The organism is Eubacteriales bacterium, from assembly GCA_041390245.1.
Lineage (GTDB): Bacteria > Bacillota > Clostridia > Christensenellales > JAWKQI01 > JAWKQI01.
In genome coordinates this window covers 67,574-89,316 of the sequence record JAWKQI010000006.1, presented here as the reverse complement: position 1 = coordinate 89,316, position 21,743 = coordinate 67,574, and the positions used below count along the sequence as shown (strand labels likewise).

At 39.7% G+C, this 21,743-nt stretch carries 16 protein-coding genes, 1 tRNA gene, 1 pseudogene, 1 riboswitch and 1 other annotated feature; of the genes and pseudogenes, 6 read left to right on the top strand and 12 right to left on the bottom strand.

Annotated elements, in window-relative coordinates; all coding sequences use genetic code 11:
* Positions 1-26: 26 nt before the first annotated feature.
* Both R2876_07925 and R2876_07920 read left to right on the top strand, forming a co-directional pair.
* Entirely contained in the window at positions 27-1,301 is a 1,275-nt protein-coding gene (locus R2876_07925) for a glycosyltransferase (GenBank protein ID MEZ4358515.1), read from the top strand.
* Positions 1,302-1,338: 37 nt separating this feature from the next.
* A complete protein-coding gene (locus R2876_07920; GenBank protein ID MEZ4358514.1) occupies positions 1,339-2,052 on the top strand; it encodes a DUF5131 family protein in 714 nt (237 codons plus the stop codon).
* A gap of 28 nt (positions 2,053-2,080) precedes the next feature.
* Here the strand turns inward: R2876_07920 and metA are convergent.
* Positions 2,081-3,008 (bottom strand): annotated as a pseudogene (gene metA, locus R2876_07915) (homoserine O-succinyltransferase).
* A 198-nt stretch (positions 3,009-3,206) separates the two neighbouring features.
* Here metA and R2876_07910 point away from each other — a divergent pair.
* On the top strand, positions 3,207-4,973 hold the full coding sequence (locus R2876_07910; protein ID MEZ4358513.1) for a PQQ-binding-like beta-propeller repeat protein: 1,767 nt from the start codon (positions 3,207-3,209) through the stop codon (positions 4,971-4,973).
* A 9-nt stretch (positions 4,974-4,982) separates the two neighbouring features.
* Here R2876_07910 and R2876_07905 read toward each other — a convergent pair whose 3' ends face one another.
* Positions 4,983-5,675: an ElyC/SanA/YdcF family protein gene (locus R2876_07905; GenBank protein MEZ4358512.1), complete on the bottom strand. Its 693-nt coding sequence runs from the start codon at positions 5,673-5,675 to the stop codon at positions 4,983-4,985.
* Positions 5,676-5,707: 32 nt separating this feature from the next.
* Positions 5,708-8,212: a phosphodiester glycosidase family protein gene (locus R2876_07900; protein MEZ4358511.1), complete on the bottom strand. Its 2,505-nt coding sequence runs from the start codon at positions 8,210-8,212 to the stop codon at positions 5,708-5,710.
* Positions 8,213-8,440: 228 nt separating this feature from the next.
* Here R2876_07900 and R2876_07895 point away from each other — a divergent pair, with 228 nt between their 5' ends.
* Together R2876_07895 and R2876_07890 are read left to right on the top strand one after the other, a co-directional pair.
* On the top strand, positions 8,441-9,229 hold the full coding sequence (locus R2876_07895) for an undecaprenyl-diphosphate phosphatase (protein MEZ4358510.1): 789 nt from the start codon (positions 8,441-8,443) through the stop codon (positions 9,227-9,229).
* Between the two features lie 111 nt (positions 9,230-9,340).
* Positions 9,341-9,417 (top strand) — tRNA-Arg (locus R2876_07890).
* A gap of 58 nt (positions 9,418-9,475) precedes the next feature.
* Here the strand turns inward: R2876_07890 and R2876_07885 are convergent.
* From R2876_07885 to R2876_07875, 3 genes are read right to left on the bottom strand one after another with little or no spacing between them, the layout of a single operon-like run.
* On the bottom strand, positions 9,476-9,856 hold the full coding sequence (locus tag R2876_07885; GenBank protein MEZ4358509.1) for a GntR family transcriptional regulator: 381 nt from the start codon (positions 9,854-9,856) through the stop codon (positions 9,476-9,478).
* Between the two features lie 14 nt (positions 9,857-9,870).
* Positions 9,871-10,518: an ABC-2 transporter permease gene (locus R2876_07880; GenBank protein MEZ4358508.1), complete on the bottom strand. Its 648-nt coding sequence runs from the start codon at positions 10,516-10,518 to the stop codon at positions 9,871-9,873.
* A gap of 2 nt (positions 10,519-10,520) precedes the next feature.
* Positions 10,521-11,372, bottom strand: a complete 852-nt coding sequence (locus R2876_07875; protein ID MEZ4358507.1) for an ABC transporter ATP-binding protein — start codon at positions 11,370-11,372, stop codon at positions 10,521-10,523.
* Positions 11,373-11,549: 177 nt separating this feature from the next.
* Positions 11,550-11,818 (top strand) — a binding site (T-box leader).
* Positions 11,819-11,868: 50 nt separating this feature from the next.
* Positions 11,869-12,075, top strand: a riboswitch (cobalamin riboswitch).
* A 74-nt stretch (positions 12,076-12,149) separates the two neighbouring features.
* Here R2876_07875 and metE point away from each other — a divergent pair.
* Positions 12,150-14,432, top strand: a complete 2,283-nt coding sequence (metE, locus tag R2876_07870) for a 5-methyltetrahydropteroyltriglutamate--homocysteine S-methyltransferase (GenBank protein MEZ4358506.1) — start codon at positions 12,150-12,152, stop codon at positions 14,430-14,432.
* A gap of 144 nt (positions 14,433-14,576) precedes the next feature.
* Here metE and R2876_07865 read toward each other — a convergent pair whose 3' ends face one another.
* The 6 genes from R2876_07865 to R2876_07840 are packed head-to-tail and all read right to left on the bottom strand — an operon-like array spanning position 14,577 to position 21,729.
* Entirely contained in the window at positions 14,577-14,825 is a 249-nt protein-coding gene (locus R2876_07865; GenBank protein ID MEZ4358505.1) for a (2Fe-2S) ferredoxin domain-containing protein, read from the bottom strand.
* 1 nt (position 14,826) lies between these two features.
* Complete coding sequence (locus tag R2876_07860; GenBank protein ID MEZ4358504.1) at positions 14,827-16,518, bottom strand: [FeFe] hydrogenase, group A; 1,692 nt, start codon at positions 16,516-16,518, stop codon at positions 14,827-14,829.
* 2 nt (positions 16,519-16,520) lie between these two features.
* A complete protein-coding gene (gene nuoF, locus R2876_07855) occupies positions 16,521-18,392 on the bottom strand; it encodes an NADH-quinone oxidoreductase subunit NuoF (GenBank protein ID MEZ4358503.1) in 1,872 nt (623 codons plus the stop codon).
* Positions 18,379-18,870: an NAD(P)H-dependent oxidoreductase subunit E gene (locus R2876_07850; protein MEZ4358502.1), complete on the bottom strand. Its 492-nt coding sequence runs from the start codon at positions 18,868-18,870 to the stop codon at positions 18,379-18,381. Before R2876_07850 ends, nuoF begins: the two co-directional genes overlap by 14 nt.
* Positions 18,871-18,881: 11 nt before the next feature.
* Positions 18,882-20,066: a SpoIIE family protein phosphatase gene (locus tag R2876_07845; protein ID MEZ4358501.1), complete on the bottom strand. Its 1,185-nt coding sequence runs from the start codon at positions 20,064-20,066 to the stop codon at positions 18,882-18,884.
* Positions 20,047-21,729 carry a [Fe-Fe] hydrogenase large subunit C-terminal domain-containing protein gene (locus R2876_07840; protein MEZ4358500.1) on the bottom strand — a complete coding sequence of 561 codons (1,683 nt, stop codon included), beginning with the start codon at positions 21,727-21,729 and terminating at the stop codon, positions 20,047-20,049. Before R2876_07840 ends, R2876_07845 begins: the two co-directional genes overlap by 20 nt.
* Between the last annotated feature and the right edge of the window lie 14 nt (positions 21,730-21,743).

The following is a 21,743-nucleotide window of genomic DNA, read 5'->3' as shown; positions in this document are numbered from 1 at the left end:
TTAAATAAAAAGAGTATGGAGGCCATATGAAAGTTTTATGGCTGTGTAACAGTGTTCCGCCTATGTTTGCGGACGAATTGAATATGCCTAAAATGGCTGTAGGTGGCTGGATCAGCGGTATGCTTTGCCGTTTAAGTGCCATGGAAGACATTACGATTGTGGTATGTTTTCCGGTATTAGATTTAGATAACGTTAAGCATGGAAGTGTAAACGGTGTCTATTATTACGCTTTGCCGCAAAAAAATGCAGATCCAACTAAATGTAACCCTTATATGGAAGTTTATTTTGAAAAGATACTTTTAGATGAGAAACCGGATTTGATTCACATATGGGGCACTGAGTTTCCGCATACTCTGTCTATGGTAAACGTATGTGATAGATTAGGTCTAATTGATAAGGCTGTTATAAATATACAAGGAGTATGCTCAGTTATAGCTAACCACTATTTATCAGCGCTACCATTAAATATAGTAAAAAGATATACGTTTAGAGACCTTATCAGGCATGATAATATTTTAAAACAAAGGGAAAAATTTAAGCTGCGGGGAGAATTTGAAGTAAGTGCAATTAAAAAAGTCAAGCATGTAATTGGGCGTACAACATGGGACTTTGCAGTTACTAAACAGATCAATCCAAATATTAACCACCATTTTTGCAATGAAATATTAAGAGACGAGTTTTATAAACATACATGGGATCTTGAAAAGTGCGAAAAACATTCTATTTTCATGAGCCAAGGCAGTTATCCTATAAAAGGTGTTCATTTTATGCTTGAGGCAGTGCCTATGATATTAAAATTTTATCCGGATACACATCTTTATGTTACTGGAGAGGATATCACTAAGTGTGAAAGTTTAAAAGATAAAATTCGTATCAGCAGTTATGGCAAGTATATCAAAGAACTAATTTCAAAGTACAACATTAAAGATAAGGTGACATTTTTAGGCAGTCTTAATGAAAGTGAAATGTGTTCAAGGTTCTTAAGGTCTAATGTTTTTGTATCGGCAGCTTCAATCGAAAACAGCCCGAATTCGCTTTGTGAAGCCATGATTTTAGGCGTTCCGTGCGTTGCATCTAACGTCGGAGGCGTTGCGGATTTGCTGGAACATAAGAAAGAGGGCCTTTTATACCAGTATGATGCGCCGTATATGCTAGCACATTATGTCTGTGAAGTGTTTGGCGAGAGTGAACTGGCATTCAATATATCAAAAGCAGCACAGGATAGAGCAAAAAAAACAAACGACCCTAAGATTAATTCACTTCGAAATAAAGAGATATATTTAGAGATCTTAAATAAATGATTTTGCGTTTTGAGCCTAGCATTTTGGAGGTTAAAAAATGGCATCATGGAATCCATGGCACGGCTGCCATAAATTAAGCCCGGGGTGCAAGAACTGTTATGTTTACAGGATAGATGCAAGGCACGATAAGGACAGTTGTGTAGTTTCAAAAAATAAAGATTTTAATTTACCTATTAAAAGGAACCGGGCAAAGGAGTATAAAATACCACCAGGAGAGACGGTATATACTTGTTTTACATCGGACTTTTTTTTAGATGATGCAGACGAATGGCGAAAAGAAGCATGGCAGATGATAAAAGAGAGAAGCGACCTTGATTTTTTCATTATCACTAAGAGGATAGACAGGTTTTTCTTAAGCCTCCCGGACGATTGGGGAGACGGGTACAACAACGTATTTATCATGTGCACGGTTGAAAACCAGGATATGGCGGATTATCGATTGCCTATATTCATGAAAGCCCCTATAAAGCATAAAGGGATCGCTTGCGAACCATTACTGGAAAAAATCAATATGTCTTCTTATCTGGGGCCTTGGGTAAAAGAAGTGGTGGTTGGCGGAGAATCCGGACAGAATGCAAGAATCTGCGATTATGATTGGGTTTTAGACATAAAAAGGCAGTGCGAAGATAAATATATACCTTTTTATTTTAAACAAACAGGTGCAAAATTTAAAAAAGACGGTAAAGTGTATTTCGTACCGAGGAAACTTCAGCATTCCCAGGCCAGAAAAGCAAAGATAAATTATAAATAAAGCGGCTAAAATGCCGCTTTTAATTTATTTAAGAGTTTTCATCGCTTTTTATATTTTTAACGTCGTAAGGAGTCTCCTGATATACATAGTAGTTAAGCCAATTGTTGAAAAATAAGTTCGCGTGGCCCCTCCAGGTGACTACGGGAGAAAGGCCTGGGTTGTCATTTTTAAAGTAATTTTTGGGCGGGTCTATTTTAAGCCCTTTTTTTATATCACGTTCATACTCATTTTTAAGGGTTAAAGGGTCATACTCACTGTGGCCGGTTACAAAGATCCTTCTACCGTTTTTCGCCATTATAGTGTGTACTCCGCTTTCATAAGAGGATGTTATTATCGTTAGCTTCGGGTTTTTTCATATCTTCACGTCTAACTTCGGTATATCGGGAATGGGGACGTAAAAAATATCGTCAAACCCGCGGGTTAGAGGAGCGGGATTGTTCTATAGTATGGGCGAAAACGCCGAAAAGCTTTTCTTTAAGAGGATATTTTTTTATCCCGTAGTGATAATATAAACCTGCCTGTGCACCCCAGCATATGTATAATGTTGCATAGACGTTTTTCTTGCTCCAGTCAAGTATACGGGTAAATTCGTCCCAATACTTTACTTGTTCGAATTCCATGCTTTCAACAGGCGCACCGGTTATAATAAGCCCGTCGAATTTTTCCTCGCACACGTCGTCAAACGTTTTATAAAACGTGCTTAAATATTTAGCAGAAGTATTTTTTGCAGTGTAATGCTCCTGGATGTAAAAAATTATCTCTATTTGAAGAGGCGAGTTTCCAATCAGGCGCATAAGTTGAGCTTCCGTTTGTTGCTTTGTAGGCATTATATTTAGTATGGCGATCCTTAAAGGACGGATATCCTGAGACAGCGCCCTGCTTTCGGGCATAATGAATATGCCTTCGTTTAAAAGAGTTTGGGCTGAAGGAAGGTCGTTACATACTTTTATAGGCATATCGTTCACCTCTTTGAAGTTAATAAAACATTTTATTATATACATACTAAAACAATATTACAAGTGGGGCTAATAAATCGAAGTTTTAACATTTTTGTATAAAGTTAGATTATATTAAGTTGGGCAAGGTTGAAAAATATGTATTTATTAAATATAATATACTCATATATGTAAATAATTGTTTAAAAAGGCATGTTTATGGAAAATCACAAGTCTTATAGGCGAGGCGGGAAAAAAAGAATTAATGTGAAAAGGCTTTTAGTAAGCTGCATCGTTTTACTGGCTATTATAGCTGCGGTTTTATTTATAATATATATTTTAAAACAAAACGAACAGCCACTTGAAAATTCAACTACAGAGCAAACAAGCCAAGATATTAAAGTCTCTCAAGAACCGGGTTCAACAGTTTTAACAAGGGAATTTTTAACCCCGAATGCAGCTGTTTCAACCGAACCATCTAATTTAAGCTTTAAAACTGAAATAGAACTTGATGGAACTGAAACCACCCAATACCAACGTTTAACCGAGATTTTATTAGGCTATCCGGAGGACTATTCCAGTGTTGAGGGTATAACCACTTTTCGCGGTAATAATTTTAGAAACTCCGGGTCTTACGGAACTGCAACAATTACTGAAAAGAAACTTGATATAGATAATGCATGGACTGTTTCAACCGGAAGCCTGCCCAAAAGCACTGGTTCCGGCGCCTGGACGGGAAATGGCTGGGTAGGGCAGCCTTTAATAGTAAAATGGGACGATGAAACAAAGCAAATAATGAATCTATATGACGCTAAGAAGTCTAAAAGTGACTTGGTAGAAGTAATTTATGCTTCTATGGACGGGAATGTCTATTTTCTAGACTTAGATGACGGCAGCAAGACGCGGGACAAGCTAAATATCGGGCTTCCATTCAAAGGCGCAGGCAGCATAGACCCAAGAGGATATCCGCTTTTATATCTGGGTTCCGGAGATGCTTTGCCGAGCGGCGACGGAGCTACACGTGCAATGATATACAGCCTTATAGATTTTAAACAGCTTTACGTATTTGGCAAAAAGACAGATTCGTTTTCTTTAAGAGGATTCCATGCGTATGATTCTTCGCCTCTTATAGATTCAGATACGGATACGCTTATATATCCTGGTGAAAACGGGATAATCTATACGATGAACTTAAATACAGATTATGATAAAGCAGCAGGCACGATAAGCGTAGAGCCAAGCGAACTTCTAAAATGGAGATATTCAAATTCCAGGTCTAATAAAGACACCTACTGGCTTGGGATGGAAGACAGCTGTGTTATGTGGAAAAACTACATGTATATTGCAGATAACGGCGGGAACCTTATGTGTATAGACATAAACACTATGGATCTTATATGGGTGCAGGATACTAAAGACGATACCAACGGGTCTCCGGTTTTTGAACTATCAGAGGATGGAGAGAGGGGATATATCTACATTGCACCTTCACTTCATTGGACTAAAGACAGTAATAATTACGGCGAGATATCCATATACAAGATAGATGCAGTTACAGGAGAAGTAGTTTGGAATGCGCCGTATAACGTATATACATACGAGGGAGTGTCAGGAGGGGTACAAGCTACTGCGGTGCTCGGCCAAAACAGCATAAGCGACCTTATTATAATACCGATAGCCAGGACGCCATCTATGAACAGCGGATGTTTAGTTGCGCTTGATAAAGAAACAGGCAAAGAAGTATGGAAATACTCCATGAACAATTACGCCTGGAGTTCTCCTGTTGCCGTTTATGATGAAGATGGAAATGCTTATATAATACAGTGTGATTCGGCCGGGAACATGGCTTTGATTGATGGAAAGACGGGAACGGAACTGGATAAAGTCAGTTTAGGAACCAATATAGAAGCGACGCCCGCAGTTTATGGAAACACAGTAGTTGTAGGGACGCGCGGGCAAAAGATATACGGCATTACAATAAAGTAACTTTAAAGATCAGCCGTTTGTCAGCCGCCCGTCTCCGAATATTGAAATAACTTCTCCCAAATACTTTGGCAGAGGCTTTAAAATATTGACGTATAAAAAATCTTTTGGGACTGCTATATACTCTCTTAATTTAGTTTTTAAATTGGGTGTATAACTATTAGCCTCGGCTATAACTCCAATGGCATCGAGCTTAAGCTTATTCGCAACATAGACCGCTCTTGGAAGGTGAAATTCCTGTGAAACGATTATTACACTGCTACACTGAAAAACATCTTTTGCACGGTACATGCTTTCATAAGTGCTAAAACCCGCATGGTCTAAAAAAATATCTTCTTCTTTTACGCCGCAGCTAACCGCATATTCTTTCATTGCATTAACTTCATCGTAAGTGGCTTGTCCATGGTCGCCGGATAACAAAAGCTTACTGGCTTTGCCTTCTTCATAAAGTGCAATACCCGTATCCATCCTGTCCTTCAAGGCAGGGCTTAAAGTATCTTCGCCTACAACAAGCGTGCCTAAAACTAATACGGCATCTGCTTTTGTGATGTTGTTAGTATCGTCTGCTTTAAAAATGTAGCTAGAAGAAAAATTGTTTACTGATATATTTGTATAGATGATAAATCCAACAACGAGAGCCAACAAAAACAGCACCAATTTTATAATAATTCTAATAGGTTTAAAAATAAATAATTTTCTTATCATAAAAGCCTCGAGATTTCTTAATATCTATACGGTTAATTTGACGTATCGTCTGTAGTATTAGTTCCAGTATCTATATTGGCACCGGTCTTGACGCCGACGTCAACGCCGTTTCCTTTATTTATAACAGGATCGCTTACGCCTGGAACTGAGTCGGATTTTCCAAAGGCAAACAGGTCCGGATTGCGGCGCTGGCCCCAATTTAATTGCATATTGTGCTGGCTTACCGAATTACCCATGAACACCATTCCGGAGGAGGAGCCGCCGTCCATTGCATATGCTACTTTAACGCCGTATGAGGAGTATAATTCTGCAAGTTCCTGAAGTGTTACGCCGATACTGTGGCCTGGGTCTCTGCCGTCTACAACTATAAAGATATAGTGCCCGGGCTCTATCATTCCAACAGAACTTCTTGGATTTTTCGAGCGGAGGCGGTGGCTGGTTAGGCCATCTTCTATAACTCCATCGTTTATTAGCGTAGGCCCAAATGAATAAGAATTCTCAACACCCATATCTAAAAGCTCTTTTGCAGTTATTTTGCCTTTTGCGAATATTTTAAGTTCACCGTCTGGCATGACTGCAAGAGTATCTTCACCTTTTCCATCACTATATACTTTACCGTTCCTTATAAGTACGCCTTTATACTGGGTATCCTGAACCGTTAAGAAATCTGATGTTACACCAAAGACCGCATTATTATTTCTGGATAACAGGTACGGCCAATCCCTTGCAGTACCGCTTCCTTCCTGAGCCATTGCGGCAAAAGGCATCTCACCATTTCTGGTACGGATATCGGCAACGTAGTAAACGACTTTTTTAGAAGACATTTCCTTTCTTTCAATAGTTATGGAAAGAGAATCGTCTCTGTACATCCAAATGCCGGTTTCAAAGTTATTTACTATAAGCTCAGTGCCATCCTGCATAAAATATCCATTTAAATCTTTTTTTGAGGATGTAGAATTATCTATATAGTTAAAAGAAGTGCTGGACACATCAGGCTCACTAGCCGAAGGGGAAACAGAGGATGAAGCGGACGGTTCGGAAGTGAAGATAGATCCATTCTTTAAATATGAATATGTAAAGTATCCGCTTACGCCCAATGCAATGACAATCAAGGCTGCAATAGAGGCCGTAAGGAAATTTTTAAGGGCTTTTTTTGTGCATCTTTTAATAACGTTTATTAAAACTATGATAAGTGCAGCGATAAGAGCAGCTAAAACGCTTATTACCAATAGGAAAGAATTATTGAAAAATGAGGTATTGGTATTAAGCGATTCAATTTCAGCAAGAGTATCTTCACTTAAAGAAGCAGAAGATGCCATTTCTGGTTCTGCCAAAGGAGATTCTTCAGTTTCTACAAGTATAGGTATATTTTCAAAAAAGTCATCTTTATTTACGTCTGACCCAACGCTTGAATAGCAAAGGCCAAATTCCGCGCAGCTTGTCCGCCCGGTATCTAAAACTTTAAACGATAAGTCTTGCTGTGATAAATGCTCAGAATAACCGGCTTCAGCCATTTCGAGTGCTGTTTTTCCGTTAAAACTGCTAAGAGGTATTCTCCAGTCCATAGTTATTTTATTTTCATCATATAGATGCAGATATAGCTTTTTAACTTCGTATGTTCCGTATTTATTATAAGAATCTAAATATTTAGTTTCATCTTTCGCGGCAATAACTGCTTTTTGTATGCAGTAAGCGACAAGGCGGTGGGCGCCGTGCCCGTATTCACCGTCTTCATCGTGTGTTACTATTACATCTGGTTTATAATGCCGTATTTGTTCGACTAAGTATTTAATTACTTTGTCTTTTCCGCCCCATGAAGCAGCGACTGTGTCTAAATCGTCAGAATATTTATCTGGGAAGCCGGCAAAGACGGGATAAGTTTTAAGCCCGGTAACCCAAAGGCCGTTTAAGGCTTCTGTTTGCCGTATACGCTTTTGGTGAGTCATATAAAGCACAACAGTGTCTTTTTTACACTCGCCGGCGTAGTAGGGGATGGTACCTCCCATAAATAGCATTTCGTCGTCTGGATGGGCAGAAATGACCATGAGGTCGGCTTTATCTACAGTTGGAGACCAGGTTTGTATCTCATCTATAGGGTTGCCTGAAGAGTAAACAGTTACTTCGGAAAGCTTAGAACCTTTGTTAACAGATATTTTGGCTGAGGTAAAGCCTTCGCTTATCGAAATAGTTTCATGGAACATGCCACCGGAACGGCTGGCCGTATTTTGATTCCCGTTTTTATCGGTATAGGATATTTCGTATGAATCAGGGGAATTAAACCATTTAAGATATATATATCCGCCCGTATTACCACTTGGTATGGTAATAGTAAGTTCATCTTGCTTGCTAAAAGATAAATATGTTTCTATATCAGAATCCGTTACTTTAGAAAAATTAGTTATGCCGTTCTCAGTCTCAAAAAGGACTGTATCTGTTATATCGAGAGCCTTATTATTTCCACTAAGTGCATTTGAAGGAGAGCCAATTAATATAGATAAAAAAATGAAAATAATAAAGGCTTTTTTTAAAGAGCGCATATACCCCCCTAAAATAGATTAAAAATAATATTTTTAAGTAATTATAGCATAAGTTTTGTTAAAACAATACATATAATACAAGATATGTCTGAATTAGAGAATGAAAGTTAAAAAGTAAGCAAAAAAAGAATTTAAAAAACACTAAAATTTGTGTATAATAGATAAAGTAAAAAAGCGCTTTAGCAAAAGACAATAATAATTTATTAAGTAGTGTTTTAAGGAGTCTTTATGAACATAATTGAATCTATAATAATTGGTTTGGTACAAGGATTAACTGAATTCCTGCCAGTTTCGAGCTCCGGACATATCGTTTTACTGCAAAACGTATTTGGTATACAGGAACAGCAGATATTTTTTGGCGTGATGGTCCATTTGGCAACATTGGTAGCCGTTACGATTGTACTTTGGAAAGATATATTAAAAATACTAAAGAATCTGTTTGGACACATGACATGGATGATCGTAATAGCATCGATACCAGCCGTTATTATAGGTGCCCTGTTTTCAGACTTTTTCGAGGAAGCGTTCGGCGGAGCATCTTTAGGTTACATGTTCTTATTAACGGCACTAATACTTACATTGTCTGAAAAGCTGTATTCTCGCCAGAGAAAAAATCCGCGCCAGGAAGTTAATTTAAAAAATGCGCTTTCAATGGGCATTATGCAGGCGCTGGCAATATTACCGGGTGTATCTCGCTCCGGAAGTACTATTGCAGGAGGACTTTTTACTGGCATGAACAGGGAAGCAGCGGCAAAGTTTTCATTTCTTATGTCTATCCCAATTATTTTAGGTTCTGCAATATTTGAAGGTTATGATGCTGTTAAGGTAGGAATAGGAAATGTAGACTGGTTACCTGTAATATTAGGAATGGTTGCAGCTTGTATATCGGGTTATGTAGCAGTAAAGTTTATGTTAAACTTAATAAAAAGGAAGAGGCTTTACGGATTTGCAGTGTACGTAGGTATTTTAGGTGCATTAGTTATACTCGATCAATTAGTATTCCATGTATTTTTCTAATAGTTTCATTTGACTATTTTAGAAAATGAAGGTACAATTCTTTTTGTACTGATTTAATAATAAAAGGATAGGGTGTATTTTAATAAGATACACGCTGTCCTTTCAAAATGAGCGCCTATAGCTCAGCAGGATAGAGCGTTCGCCTCCTAAGCGAAAGGCCTTGGGTTCGAATCCCGATAGGCGCGCCATATCAAAGCAAGTTTTTATTTTAAATACCGCAAAATTATATTTTGCGGTATTTTTATACTAATCATCTAATGAATTAAATGAACGTTCAATTAATTTAATGATATCTGAGAGAGAAAGGCCAAGTGATTTATAATATCCAATGTCTTTTTTTAATTTTTCACTAATAAGCTCGTCCCGTTTGTTTATAAGCTCATGATGCTGCATAGGTGACACGAAGCATCCTTTTCCTACTACAGAATAAATGAAACCGTTCCGCTCCAGTTCCTCCCAGGCTTTTTTCACTGTAATTACGCTTATACGCAGTTCTTTAGCGATTGTTCTTATCGGCGGCAGGCAATAGTCTTTTTTTAGCTTGCCTTTTATGATCTGTGCGGATATTTGTTCGTATATCTGCTGGTATATAGGTTTATCGGATGTATTTGAAATTACGATATCCATCTAACCCTCTCATATTATAAATCTACTTTTTCAAAACGGCTAGCCGCTTTTTTATAGGCAAATATACAGGACAAAGCAAATATTACCATGCCAGCAATCAATGCTGTAAGCTGTATAGCGGCGTACCTGGCGTCTAGAGTATCTAAATATGTCTTTAGAACGGGGACGGACTGGATGGCAACTTCAACAGCAAAAATATATATAGTTACGGCTGTGCATGAGATTATCAAGGGCCAGGCTACCTTATATGCCGTTTTATAAAACATGGGGAAATAAATGGCATTAAATACTGCATACATTATAAATACAAATCCAAACAGGGCGGGGTTTGCATCTATTCCAACGGAATTGCCAAGGGGGTTTATAAGGCCGCGTATTATTGCAAAAGGTACAGCTACTGCAATCTGAATCAACTCGATTATTGCAATAGTATATACACGTGCTTTTACTGTGTCTCTTTTACGTATAGGTAAAGAGGCAGTAAAAAAGATATCATGGCTTTCCCTGTTTAGAATAAATATGGTCATAAGGCCGATAAATGTATATATAAATGCTAGAAAATACGGGTAGTCTGGAACGAGCAATAACGCACTTGTCGCAGGGTATATGTAAGTACCGGGATTTAGAGACAGCTTAAATTCTTTATATAATAAATCTTTCATAATTAATCCCTTTTCTCCTTTTCAAAATATATCATTATCGATTCAATGTCCGGGGCTGATACATTAAGACCATTAACAGAAGGCAAATCTTCAGTATTGATAAGCCCCGAAAAACCATATGCATTTTGCTTATATCCGATTAGCTTAAATTTAAGCTGCTGCGTCAGTTGTTCGCTGGTGCCTTTAACAATTTTATAGGAGCTAAGAAAATCGTCTTTATCTTTACTTGCAATGATTTCGCCGTTCTTGATATATGTGATAAAATCAGCACATTTTTCAAGGTCAGAGGTGATCTGTGTGGAAAAAAGTATACTTCTTTCGCCATCTTCAATCAACTCCTGAAACAATTCAAGCAAGTCATCACGTGAGACAGGATCAAGCCCGCTTGTCGGTTCATCCAGTATAAGTAATTTTGCATTGTGGGACAGAGCCAAAGCCAAATCGTATTTCACTTTCATACCTTGGGACAGTTCATCTACTTTTTTATTCTCGTCTAAATCAAATCTTTTTAGATAGTTTTTATATGCTGTATCATCCCATCCATTATAAAACCTTTTGATAACGCTTGTGATCGTTTTTAATTTCTTTTTGGGGTAATAGTTTGCACCTCCAAACATAAAGCTTATCTGCTGCTTTATGTCAGTCTCATTGCTTGTGAATTCTTTATCAAAAATAAAAGTTTTACCACTATAAGCGTGTACCAGATTAAGCATTGTTTTAAGTGTAGTTGTCTTACCTGCGCCGTTTCGTCCTATAAAGCCCATTATATAGCCTTTATCCAATGTAAATGATACGTTTTTCAACTCAAATTTTTCATATCGTTTGCTTAAGTTTTGCAAAGATAATATCGCCATTTTTATCACTCCTAATATTGTGTATATTGTATATACACAATATACTATCTGGTTTTGTATTTGTCAAGAAAAATTAAAAATTAAATAAGAATAAGGCTTTAGGTAAACATATATTAAGTAAAATAATTGACAATTTGGGTTTGATTTATTAAAATATTTTCAAATGATAAATAAATCGTAAACACGATGACAAAGATAGTAATCATGCTAATAGTGTTAGAGATGCTTCTGCGACCTAGTCGAGCTGAAAGGAAGCAACATGATGCATGATGAAAATGGCTTTTAAGTGGCGTATTTAAAATGTATAAAGCATTGAAAATACGACGGGATTTCCCGTTATTGAAGAGGAGTATAACCAATATTATTTTTGGCGTACTTATTAAGGTCTATATCGTGAGGTATAGATAAAATTGAAGTGGTAACACGGGAGCTATCTCGTCTTCTTTAAAAGAGGATGAGATTTTTTATTTGGGAGGTGATTTTAAAAATAGTATAGCTACATAATTTGTATTCAGGTGCTTTGGCAGATTTGCTGCCAGATGATAATAGGGAATTCGGTGAAAATCCGAAACAGCACCCACTACTGTAACTTGGATGAAATTTCTGAGAGAATATAAATTCTCGCCACTGATTTATTTTGGGAAGGTAAGAAAGAGTAGTATGAAAAGGAGTCAGGAGACCTGCCTGAATGCACTGCTGTATATCAGCAAAATTATCTTTGGGAAGGAAGATAGGCTTAAAAACCCTATTTTCTCCATAAATTAAGGAGGAAATTAAATGTTAAAAACTACAATTATAGGATACCCTCGGGTAGGAAGCCAAAGAGAACTTAAGTTTTGGACCGAGGATTATTTTAAAGGAAACATCTTAACTGAAACATTAAAGGCACATGCCGCAGATTTAAGAAAAAAGCAGTGGCAATTTCAAAGACAAAAAGGTGTCGATTTAATCCCATCAAACGACTTTTCATTTTACGACGGTATGTTGGATACCATTTTTCTGCTTGGAGCGATTCCACAGGCATACAAAGATTTAGGATTAGGTAAACTTGATACTTACTTTGCAATGGCACATGGTTACCAGGGCAAAAATGGTGATGTAAGAGCTTTGTCTATGCGTAAATGGTTTAATACCAATTATCATTATATGGTCCCCGAATTGGACGATAATTCGGATATTACTGTTAGTTCAAGAAAACCATTTGAAGAATATTCAGAGGCGTTGGAGATTGGCATTAAAACCAAGCCTGTACTGGTCGGCCCCTTTACATTTCTTATGCTTGCCGATTATAAAGGCAACAAACACAAATCTGATTATGTCAGTGACATAGTAAAAGCATATAAGAATATCTTTAACGAATTTAAACTCTTAGGATGTGATTGGATTCAACTGGATGAGCCGTCTTTAGTTACTGATTTGGATAAAGATGATATTGACCTATTTATCTTAATATATAAAGAACTTCTTTTGAGCAAAGGGGATCTTAAAATTTTACTTCAGACATATTTCGGGGATATCCGTGATGTATATGATAAAGTTATTTCTTTGCCTTTTGACGGGATTGGACTGGATTTTGTTGAAGGTAAAAAAACCATGGGACTCATTTTAAAATATGGTTTTCCAAAAGATACTATGTTATTTGCGGGAATTATAAACGGGAAAAACATATGGCGGAACAATTATACAAAAACTTTATCCATTATGCATGAGCTTAAGGGTTATATTTTGACGGAAAATATTATAATTAGTTCCTCATGTTCACTTCTGCACGTACCATACACTATTGAAAATGAAGCTTCGATGGAAGAAAAGTATAAACGTTATTTTGCTTTTGCACAGGAAAAACTTGAGGAATTAAGTGATTTAAGTTCGTTGTTAATCGACGCTAATTATAATGAAAACAATATATATAAAACAAACGCTGCTTTAATTGAATCTAAGATGATTAATATGGACATTGAGTTAAGAAAAAAAGTATCTGCTTTAACAAAGAATGACTTTATTAGAAAACCTGCATTTGAAGAACGAAAAAACATTCAAGAAGAAGCATTGCATCTTCCCGTTTTGCCAGTTACTACAATAGGTTCGTTCCCTCAGACTCCGGATGTCAAGGCTCTAAGGGCGAAACTTAAGAAAAACGAGATTACTTTTAAAGATTATAAGGCCTTAATAAAAAAGAAGATCGCCGACTGTATAGCGTTACAGGAAGACATCGGACTCAATGTATTAGTACATGGGGAATATGAACGCAACGATATGGTTGAGTATTTTGGCGAGAACCTAAACGGATTTTTGTTTACCCAAAATGCATGGGTGCAGTCTTATGGTACGCGCTGTGTAAAACCGCCGATTATCTGGGGGGATATAAGACGAAATAAACCTATTACAGTAGAGTATATTGCTTATGCGCAAAGCCTTACAAGTAAACCGGTAAAAGGTATGCTTACAGGGCCTGTCACCATATTAAACTGGTCATTTCCCCGTGAAGATATATCAAATAGGGAAATGGCGTTTCAAATTGCACTGGCACTAAAAGAAGAAGCAGCGGACCTTGAATCAGAAGGTATTCGGATTATCCAGATTGATGAAGCTGCATTAAAGGAAAAATTGCCTTTGAGAAGGTCTGATTGGCACAGCGATTATTTAGATTGGGCGATCCCAGCTTTTAGATTGGTACACTGTTCAGTAAAACCCTCTACGCAGATTCATACTCATATGTGCTACAGTGAATTTAACGATATAATTAATGAAATTGATGAAATGGATGCAGACGTAATCTCTTTTGAGGCGGCACGTTCCCATTATTCTATTGTTGATGTACTTGCTAAAGCAAAATTTAAGACAGCAGTTGGGCCCGGCGTTTATGACATACACTCTCCGCGGGTACCGACAAATGAAGAGATAAAATCGGCAATTTTATTAATGCTAAAAAAAATAAGCCCGAAAAAATTATGGGTTAATCCAGACTGTGGGTTAAAAACCAGAGGAGAGAAAGAGACTAATAAAAGCCTAAGGAATATGGTAGCTGCAGCCAACAGTATAAGAAATAATATTAGGTGATGTTTACTTAATTTTTATACTTGTAGATTATATATAAAAAATTATAAAGCGAAGTAATAAAATTCGGCCGCATCAGTAAGATGCGGCCGAAAATACTCGTATGCGCGGAGGGTTATAACCGTCCATACGGATATAACGAATAAACTAATTTATAGCTGGCAGGACTTTTGTCTTAAAGAACTCCCTTGCACTTTCGGCTGGAATGCTGTAGTTTTCGCCATTTAGCGTTACAGAAACACCGGGCCGGTGGCATTCTTTCATACAAAACGTCGCTTTTAGCTCGATTTTGTCATATAGCTTTTCTTCTTCTATCAAGTGGCGGAAAGTTTGAAGAACATTATAGGAGCCCTTTAGGTGGCAGGAACTTCCGATACAGATACGTAACTCTGTCATATCAGTTACCCTCCTTATTTGCATAATCAACATGCAGCAGTTCATGGACTTTACCTTTAAGCAGCCCTTCATATAAAGTCATCATAAGCGGATTTTCTTCTGAGCGCCGTATGCTCGAAACACGGTCTGCCGCATAAAGGCCTTTTGCACGCTGTTCTTTTTCAGAAGAAACGGCAAACGGCTGGCCAGCTCCGCAGACACACCCACCGGGACATGCCATAATCTCCACCAGATCAAAGTGTTCGCCGTTATTTATGCGTTCTATGATACTTTCTGCATTAGCAAGGCCGCTGACAACAGCTATATGAAGTTTTGCTGTTCCATACGGAAGTGTCAACTCTTTGATACCGTCCGTACCTCTAACGCCTGTCTGCGCGGCGGCAAGGAGCGCTGTCTTTGTTTTATCCGAAGTAACCCTTCTTAAAACGGCTTCCGTAACGCCTCCGGTTACACCGAATATCACACCGGCTCCGGAAATAGTTCCAAACGGCATATCTACTGCTTCTGGTTCTAATTCGCTAAAGATAACGCCGGATTCCTTGATCATGTGGATAAGCTCCTGAGTGCTTATTACCGCATCTACGTTTTTTTCCCCGTTCATCTTAAATTCTTCCCGTGCGGCTTCGAATTTTTTTGCTGTACACGGCATAACGGCAAGATGGAACAATTTTCTCGATGCGTATTTGCTCTGTTCTTTAAGTATCGCCCCGAACATTTCCATAGGGGAGCGGCAGGTCGATACATTTGGAAGCAGTTCCGGATGATTCTTTTCACAATAGCGTACCCATGCCGGGCAGCAGGAGGTAAACAGCGGAATCCCGGTTCCTTCTTCGAGCCGGTGGAGAAATTCTTCTGATTCTTCCAGGACGGTAAGGTCGGCGCCGGTCGTAGTGTCGTAAACCTCGTCGAAGCCCATGCGGTGCAGGGCGGCTACGATTTTTCCCATAGCGTTTTCGCCGTTGCCAATTCCAAGTTCTTTGCCAATACCCACGCGGACTGCAGGGGCTACCTGGACAGATACTTTTACATTTTCCGTATTAAGTGCGTCCCATACTTTATCTGTATCGTTTCTGACTACGATTGCGCCTGTCGGGCAAACTGCCGAACACTGCCCGCAGCCGACACACGGAGATTCAGAAATCGGGATGTCGAATGCTGTGCTGATAGTCATTTTAGAACCTCTTTTGGCAAAGTCTATCGCGCCTACATTTTGAATTTCATTGCAGACCCTAACGCAGTCGCCGCATAGAATACACTTGCTTGCATCTCTTATGATACAAAGCGAGGAATCGTCTACTATCGGTTCAGGTGAGGTATTCGGGAAACGAACACCGTCTATATGAAAGCGCATAGCAAGATCTTGAAGTTTGCATTTTCCATTATTGTCACAGGTGGTGCAATCGCGGCAATGATTGGCAAGCAGCAGCTCCAGTATCATCTTCCTATACTTGCGCAGCCTTTCGGTATTTGTCTTTATAGACATACCGGGACGCGGGGGAGTGGAGCATGCAGCTTCCAGAATTCCTCTTTCGTTTTCGACCATACACATCCGGCATGCGCCATAAACCGATAGTTCTGAATGGTAGCAGAAGGTTGGCATTTTAATGCCGGCCTTGCGTATAAGCTCTAAAAGGTTTTTTTCGTTTTCAATTTCAACGGGTATTCCGTCTATCGTTACAAACTCGCGGCTCATGTTCAGACCTCCTTAATTGCGTTAAACGGACAAGTGCCGATGCACGCTTCACATTTGATACATTTCGATTGATCGATAGTAAACGGTTCTTTTATTTTTCCGGAGATTGCATGTACAGGACATACTTTGGAGCATTTAGAGCATCCTTTGCATTTTTCCGGATCTATTTGTATTTTTTTAAGCTTCTTACAGTTACCGGTAGGGCATATCCCGCGAATATGGGCTTCGTATTCATCCCTAAAGCTCCTAATCGTACTGCGAATAGGGTTTGGAGCGGTTTTACCAAGGCCGCAAAGTGCAGTTGAAATTATCATATCTGACAGCTCCAGCAGCGTTTCAATATCACCTTCCTTACCTTCGCCTGAGACAATGCGCTCTAAGATTTCAAGCATCCGCTTGGTACCTTCGCGGCACGGCACGCACTTACCGCAGGATTCATTTTGCGTAAAGTGCATAAAGAAACGTGCTACCTCAACCATACAGGTATGTTCATCCATAACTACAAGGCCGCCAGACCCTATAATCGCGCCTACTGATTTTAAAGAGTCGTAATCAAGAGGGAGGTTCAGATGTTCCTTTGTAAGGCAGCCGCCCGACGGGCCTCCTATCTGTACTGCTTTAAAATCTGCACCATCGCGGCAGCCGCCCCCGATGTCGTAGATGACCTCACGGAGGGTAGTTCCCATAGGTACTTCTATAAGGCCGGTATTTTCAATATTGCCTGTTAGGGCAAATGCCTTTGTACCGGAGTTATTTGGGTTTCCTATACTATTAAACCACTTAGAACCTTTATTTATAATTTCCGGTACGTTTGCATAGGTTTCAACGTTATTAGGGACTGTAGGTTTGCCGAAAAGACCTTTGACGACAGTAAGCGGGGGACGTACCCGTGGGAAACCGCGTTCGCCCTCAATGGAAGCGATAAGAGCGGTTTCTTCGCCGCATACAAAAGCGCCGGCGCCGCGATTGATATGAATATTAAAGCTAAAATCACTTCCTAAGATATTGTCACCTAAAAGCCCGAGCTCTTCTGCCTGTTTAATAGCATTCTTAAGGCGGGAGACTGCCATGGGGTATTCGGCACGTACATATATGTATCCTTTTAAGGCACCAGTTGCAAGGCCGGCTATCATCATACCTTCCAGCACGCGGTGGGGATCCCCTTCCATAATGCTTCTGTCCATAAAGGCACCGGGGTCACCTTCGTCACCGTTGCAAAGTATATATTTCTGGTCTGATTCTATTTTTCTAACGGTCTCCCATTTGATACCGGCGGGGAAGCCTGCGCCACCTCTTCCGCGAAGCCCAGAATCTTTAACTTCTTTAACTATTTCGTCTCCGCTCATTTCAAATAACGCTTTTTCAAAAGCGGAATATCCTCCAACTGCTATATACTCTGAAATAGAGTCTGCATCGATATGTCCGCAATGCTCTAGGACCACCCTGGTTTGCTTTTTGTAAAACGGGATATCTTCTTGTTTTGGATACACTTCACCGTTTTTCTTATATGCCAGGCGGTCAATAAGTTTACCGCCGATAATGGTGGTATCTATAATTTCTTCACAGTCTTCCTTTTTTACCTTTGTATAAAGCCACCCTTGAGGTTCGATGCGAACTAAAGGCCCCATTTCACAAAAACCGTGACAGCCGCATTTTTTTAGGCCGACAGACTCATCATGCGCTTCTTCCTCAAGTTCTACTGAATATGGCAGACCCTTTTCAGCCATAATTTCAGACAATCTGTCATAAATCCCTAAAGAACCGCCGGCGATGCACCCTGTGCCTGCGCAAACCAGTATTTTTTTTGTCTGCGAGTCAAAAGTCTTTTTAACTGCGGCTCTAAACGCAATGAGTTCTTTTCTATTTTTTATCATGGCTTAGTTCCTCCTTTAAGCTTTCAAGCAACTCCGAAGCCTTGTCAGGCGTCATAGAGGGATAAACCTTATCATTAACCGTTATGACTGGTGCAAGGCCGCAGGCACCGAGGCAGGATACTGTTTCCACTGTGAAATTTAAATCGTCAGTGGTCTTTTTGGAAGCAGACAATCCAAGCTCCGATCTAAGCCGCTCTAAGATAGGGACAGAATGCCTGACATGGCATGCTGTACCATCGCATACTTTGATAACGTATTTTCCCTTCGGCTCCAGTGAAAAATTTTCATAGAATGTTGCCACGCTGTAAGCTTTTGCTTCGCTGATTCCAAGCCAGTTTGCCATATAGGGGAATACCTCTCTTGGAATGTAATGATAATGTTCTTGAATTTCCTGCAGGATCGATATAATCGCCCGCGGATTGTTTTCGTTGGCTGACAAAATCTCGTCGACCACTGCGAAATCAAATTGACCGTTCATTTGTTTCCTCCTTAAAAATAACTGACTTTTATCTTTTTTCCCATTTTTTTTAGGCAGTCAGATAATTCTTCAACAAGCTGCATTTTTATACTAAAATTTATAGGCAGATTCGGATTTTGGTGTGCCGGGTTAATGGCACGGCCTACAAAAAAGTTAATGTCTGTAGCTTCTTCGAAAAGCATACGGCTGATTTTCGATGCGCCGTCTTTCTTAAAGCTCCACTGTTCGTATGATTTATTGTCTGCCAGATAATTTTTTGCATATTCTAAAACGCGGTTTACCGTGATCATGCCTTCTGTGACCAGCTCCACACCATCAATAGTTGCTGTGGGGGGTATTTTAGGGTCTAGATATTTTAAATCCGGGACTATCGGCTTTTTTAAATACTCCGACGCAATGGTAGATGTCGTTCCACCGCATACGATATGCTTGCCTTCCTTTGCAAAGAATAAAGACATCATTCGTTTACAGTCGTCGCGGTTGGAAGGCGGGCCTAGCAGTAAATTCATAGGAACGCGTTTTCGGATACGTACGGTACATACTGTTGCATCGTCACCAGGTTTTCCGTTGTATAGCTTATTGACTTCATTTATTAGAATAGTTGTGAGCGTTTTGGCAGTATATCCTACGTGCCAGAAGTTCTCCATAAATTTGGCAATATCTTCACGTTTCCAGCCAAAATTCCAGACACCGCCGACACCGGCATGCTCAACGCCGTCACTCATAGCTATAAATACATCGTCTTTTTTTAGTGAGATGTCAGAACAATAGATTTTCTTTCCTCCGATATCAAGCACTGTATACGGGAACTCAAAGTCCTGGCCATCACGCAATAGAATAACTTTAGGATTGTCATACTGGATAATTTCTGCACGCTTATAATTTACAATCCTAATGACGGTGAAGGTGGAATATGCAATCCCACGGACCGAACATACGGGCAAGGTGGCGGCTATCGTTTCAACAGCGTCTTCAAGTTTTAGCCCTTCGGCAAGCATTGTGGAAATGATTTTTGCAGTCAGCGTTGATAGAATACTAGCCTTGACGCCGCTACCAAGCCCATCCGCTAAAACAACGATCATGGAATTTTCACCTTGTTCTACTATCTCTACATGGTCACCGCAGAGTTGTTCCCCTGCATGATTTAAAAACATGTATCCGATATCAGCACAAAGATCACTCGTCTTTTTCAACATGAGCTATCGACTCCTTCAACTTTGTTAATGCAATCTTGGTCTCTGCCGTTGTTTCTCCAAGAAGTGAGGCAATTTCCTGTACTATGCGCATCTGCTTATCTACAACCTGGTCCGCTATTTCAACGGTCTGACGCCCGATTTCCTCTTTTTTGAGCCGCTCTTCTTCACCTTCTGTCACGTCTCTGATAATTGCTATAAGAACATGAGTTGTCTTGTCGTGGACTACTGTCAATTCAAGGTATTTTTGGAATTCAGCATAATAATCGCGCTGTTCCTTGATCATCTTGCCGTTATCCAATACATTGATAAAATGAATAGGGTCCATAACGCGTACGAGCAGTTCACCCAAAACATCCGACTCATGATTGATGTGGAGCATTTTCATCGCGGCACTATTAACTTGCTGTACTTCAAGATTTTCGTTTACGACGAGCAGACCGTTAGGTGAGTTGTCTAAGATCGTATTGGAGAGGCGCTCTGTTTTATTCATTAGGAAAGGCAAACACATACTGACGTCTGCTTTACCCTGACAAACTGCAATAGCTTTTTCCCGGCAGGTATTATAGCCGCAGCTTCCGCAATTCAGCTCGTCCTCGGGTTTTAGTTTTCCGGTCTTTTTAAGCACTTCTTTAATTTCAGCTTCAGATGGCATATACTTGACGCTGCCGATATAAGAATGATGTTTAAATAATGCGTCTTCCTTCGGCTTTGAAACGTTAAAATCTTTCTTTCCCGCATATGATGTAACATCCTGAAAATGGCGGACGGGTGAGTTTTTATATTTTTCCATAACCGGGCCGCCGATGCAGCTTCCGGCACAGGAGGACATTTCTATAAAACAATTATGGATATTACCTGCTGCAATATCATCTAATGCTGCCCGGCAATTGTCCGTACCGTCTACTGTCATACAAGTGTATCCGGTATCTGGAATGTCCATAGTTTTAAGTATGCCGCCGACTGTGGGGAAGAGGCGGGCCCTGCTTTCTTCAATTAAGTCCATTTCTTTTTGGGGCTGGCATTTTGCCATGTCAAACATTCTGGATAATTCGTCAAACGTTAAGACTGCATCGACAGGGCTGTTTTCCGCCTCATCCTTTTTTGAAAGACATGGCCCTATGAACACTGTTCTTGCGTTTGGCAGCCGGCGCTTTATATCAATACTGTGTGCGATCATCGGCGATACGACGGGAGAGAGGTATTTTAAAAGGTCTGGGTAATACTTTCGTATCAGCAGATTAGCCGAATGGCAGCAGGAGGATATGATTACATCCTCTGCTTTTTCTTTAAGCTGCTTCTCATATTCCCGTTTTACCAGTGTTGCCCCGATCGCTGTTTCTTCTGCAGATGTAAAGCCCAGCTTGCAAAGAGATTCCTTAAGTGAGGAAAAGCCTATACCTTCGAAATATGCCGCAAAGGATGGTGCTACACTAGCTATAACCGGCGCATCCTCGCATAAAAGAACTTTAATTATCTCTGTTCCGTCGGCGATCTGCTTGGCATTTTGCGGGCATACTACAAAGCACTGCCCGCAGAGGATACATTCATCTCCGACTATATGCGCCTGGTTCCCTGAAAAGCGAATGGACTTGACAGGGCAATGCCGGATGCATTTGTAACAATTTTTACAATTTGATTTTTTTAATTTAAGTACTTCCGACATTTTTCTCTCCTTAT

What these genes read in the sequence shown, in the direction of transcription:
- R2876_07925 (MEZ4358515.1), top strand. Translation starts at nt 27, where the DNA reads ATGAAAGTTTTATGGCTGTGTAACAGTGTTCCGCCTATGTTTGCGGAC.
- R2876_07920 (MEZ4358514.1), top strand. Translation starts at nt 1,339, where the DNA reads ATGGCATCATGGAATCCATGGCACGGCTGCCATAAATTAAGCCCGGGG.
- R2876_07910 (MEZ4358513.1), top strand. Translation starts at nt 3,207, where the DNA reads ATGGAAAATCACAAGTCTTATAGGCGAGGCGGGAAAAAAAGAATTAAT.
- R2876_07905 (MEZ4358512.1), bottom strand. Translation starts at nt 5,675, where the DNA reads ATGATAAGAAAATTATTTATTTTTAAACCTATTAGAATTATTATAAAA.
- R2876_07900 (MEZ4358511.1), bottom strand. Translation starts at nt 8,212, where the DNA reads ATGCGCTCTTTAAAAAAAGCCTTTATTATTTTCATTTTTTTATCTATA.
- R2876_07895 (MEZ4358510.1), top strand. Translation starts at nt 8,441, where the DNA reads ATGAACATAATTGAATCTATAATAATTGGTTTGGTACAAGGATTAACT.
- R2876_07885 (MEZ4358509.1), bottom strand. Translation starts at nt 9,856, where the DNA reads ATGGATATCGTAATTTCAAATACATCCGATAAACCTATATACCAGCAG.
- R2876_07880 (MEZ4358508.1), bottom strand. Translation starts at nt 10,518, where the DNA reads ATGAAAGATTTATTATATAAAGAATTTAAGCTGTCTCTAAATCCCGGT.
- R2876_07875 (MEZ4358507.1), bottom strand. Translation starts at nt 11,372, where the DNA reads ATGGCGATATTATCTTTGCAAAACTTAAGCAAACGATATGAAAAATTT.
- metE (MEZ4358506.1), top strand. Translation starts at nt 12,150, where the DNA reads ATGTTAAAAACTACAATTATAGGATACCCTCGGGTAGGAAGCCAAAGA.
- R2876_07865 (MEZ4358505.1), bottom strand. Translation starts at nt 14,825, where the DNA reads ATGACAGAGTTACGTATCTGTATCGGAAGTTCCTGCCACCTAAAGGGC.
- R2876_07860 (MEZ4358504.1), bottom strand. Translation starts at nt 16,518, where the DNA reads ATGAGCCGCGAGTTTGTAACGATAGACGGAATACCCGTTGAAATTGAA.
- nuoF (MEZ4358503.1), bottom strand. Translation starts at nt 18,392, where the DNA reads ATGATAAAAAATAGAAAAGAACTCATTGCGTTTAGAGCCGCAGTTAAA.
- R2876_07850 (MEZ4358502.1), bottom strand. Translation starts at nt 18,870, where the DNA reads ATGAACGGTCAATTTGATTTCGCAGTGGTCGACGAGATTTTGTCAGCC.
- R2876_07845 (MEZ4358501.1), bottom strand. Translation starts at nt 20,066, where the DNA reads ATGTTGAAAAAGACGAGTGATCTTTGTGCTGATATCGGATACATGTTT.
- R2876_07840 (MEZ4358500.1), bottom strand. Translation starts at nt 21,729, where the DNA reads ATGTCGGAAGTACTTAAATTAAAAAAATCAAATTGTAAAAATTGTTAC.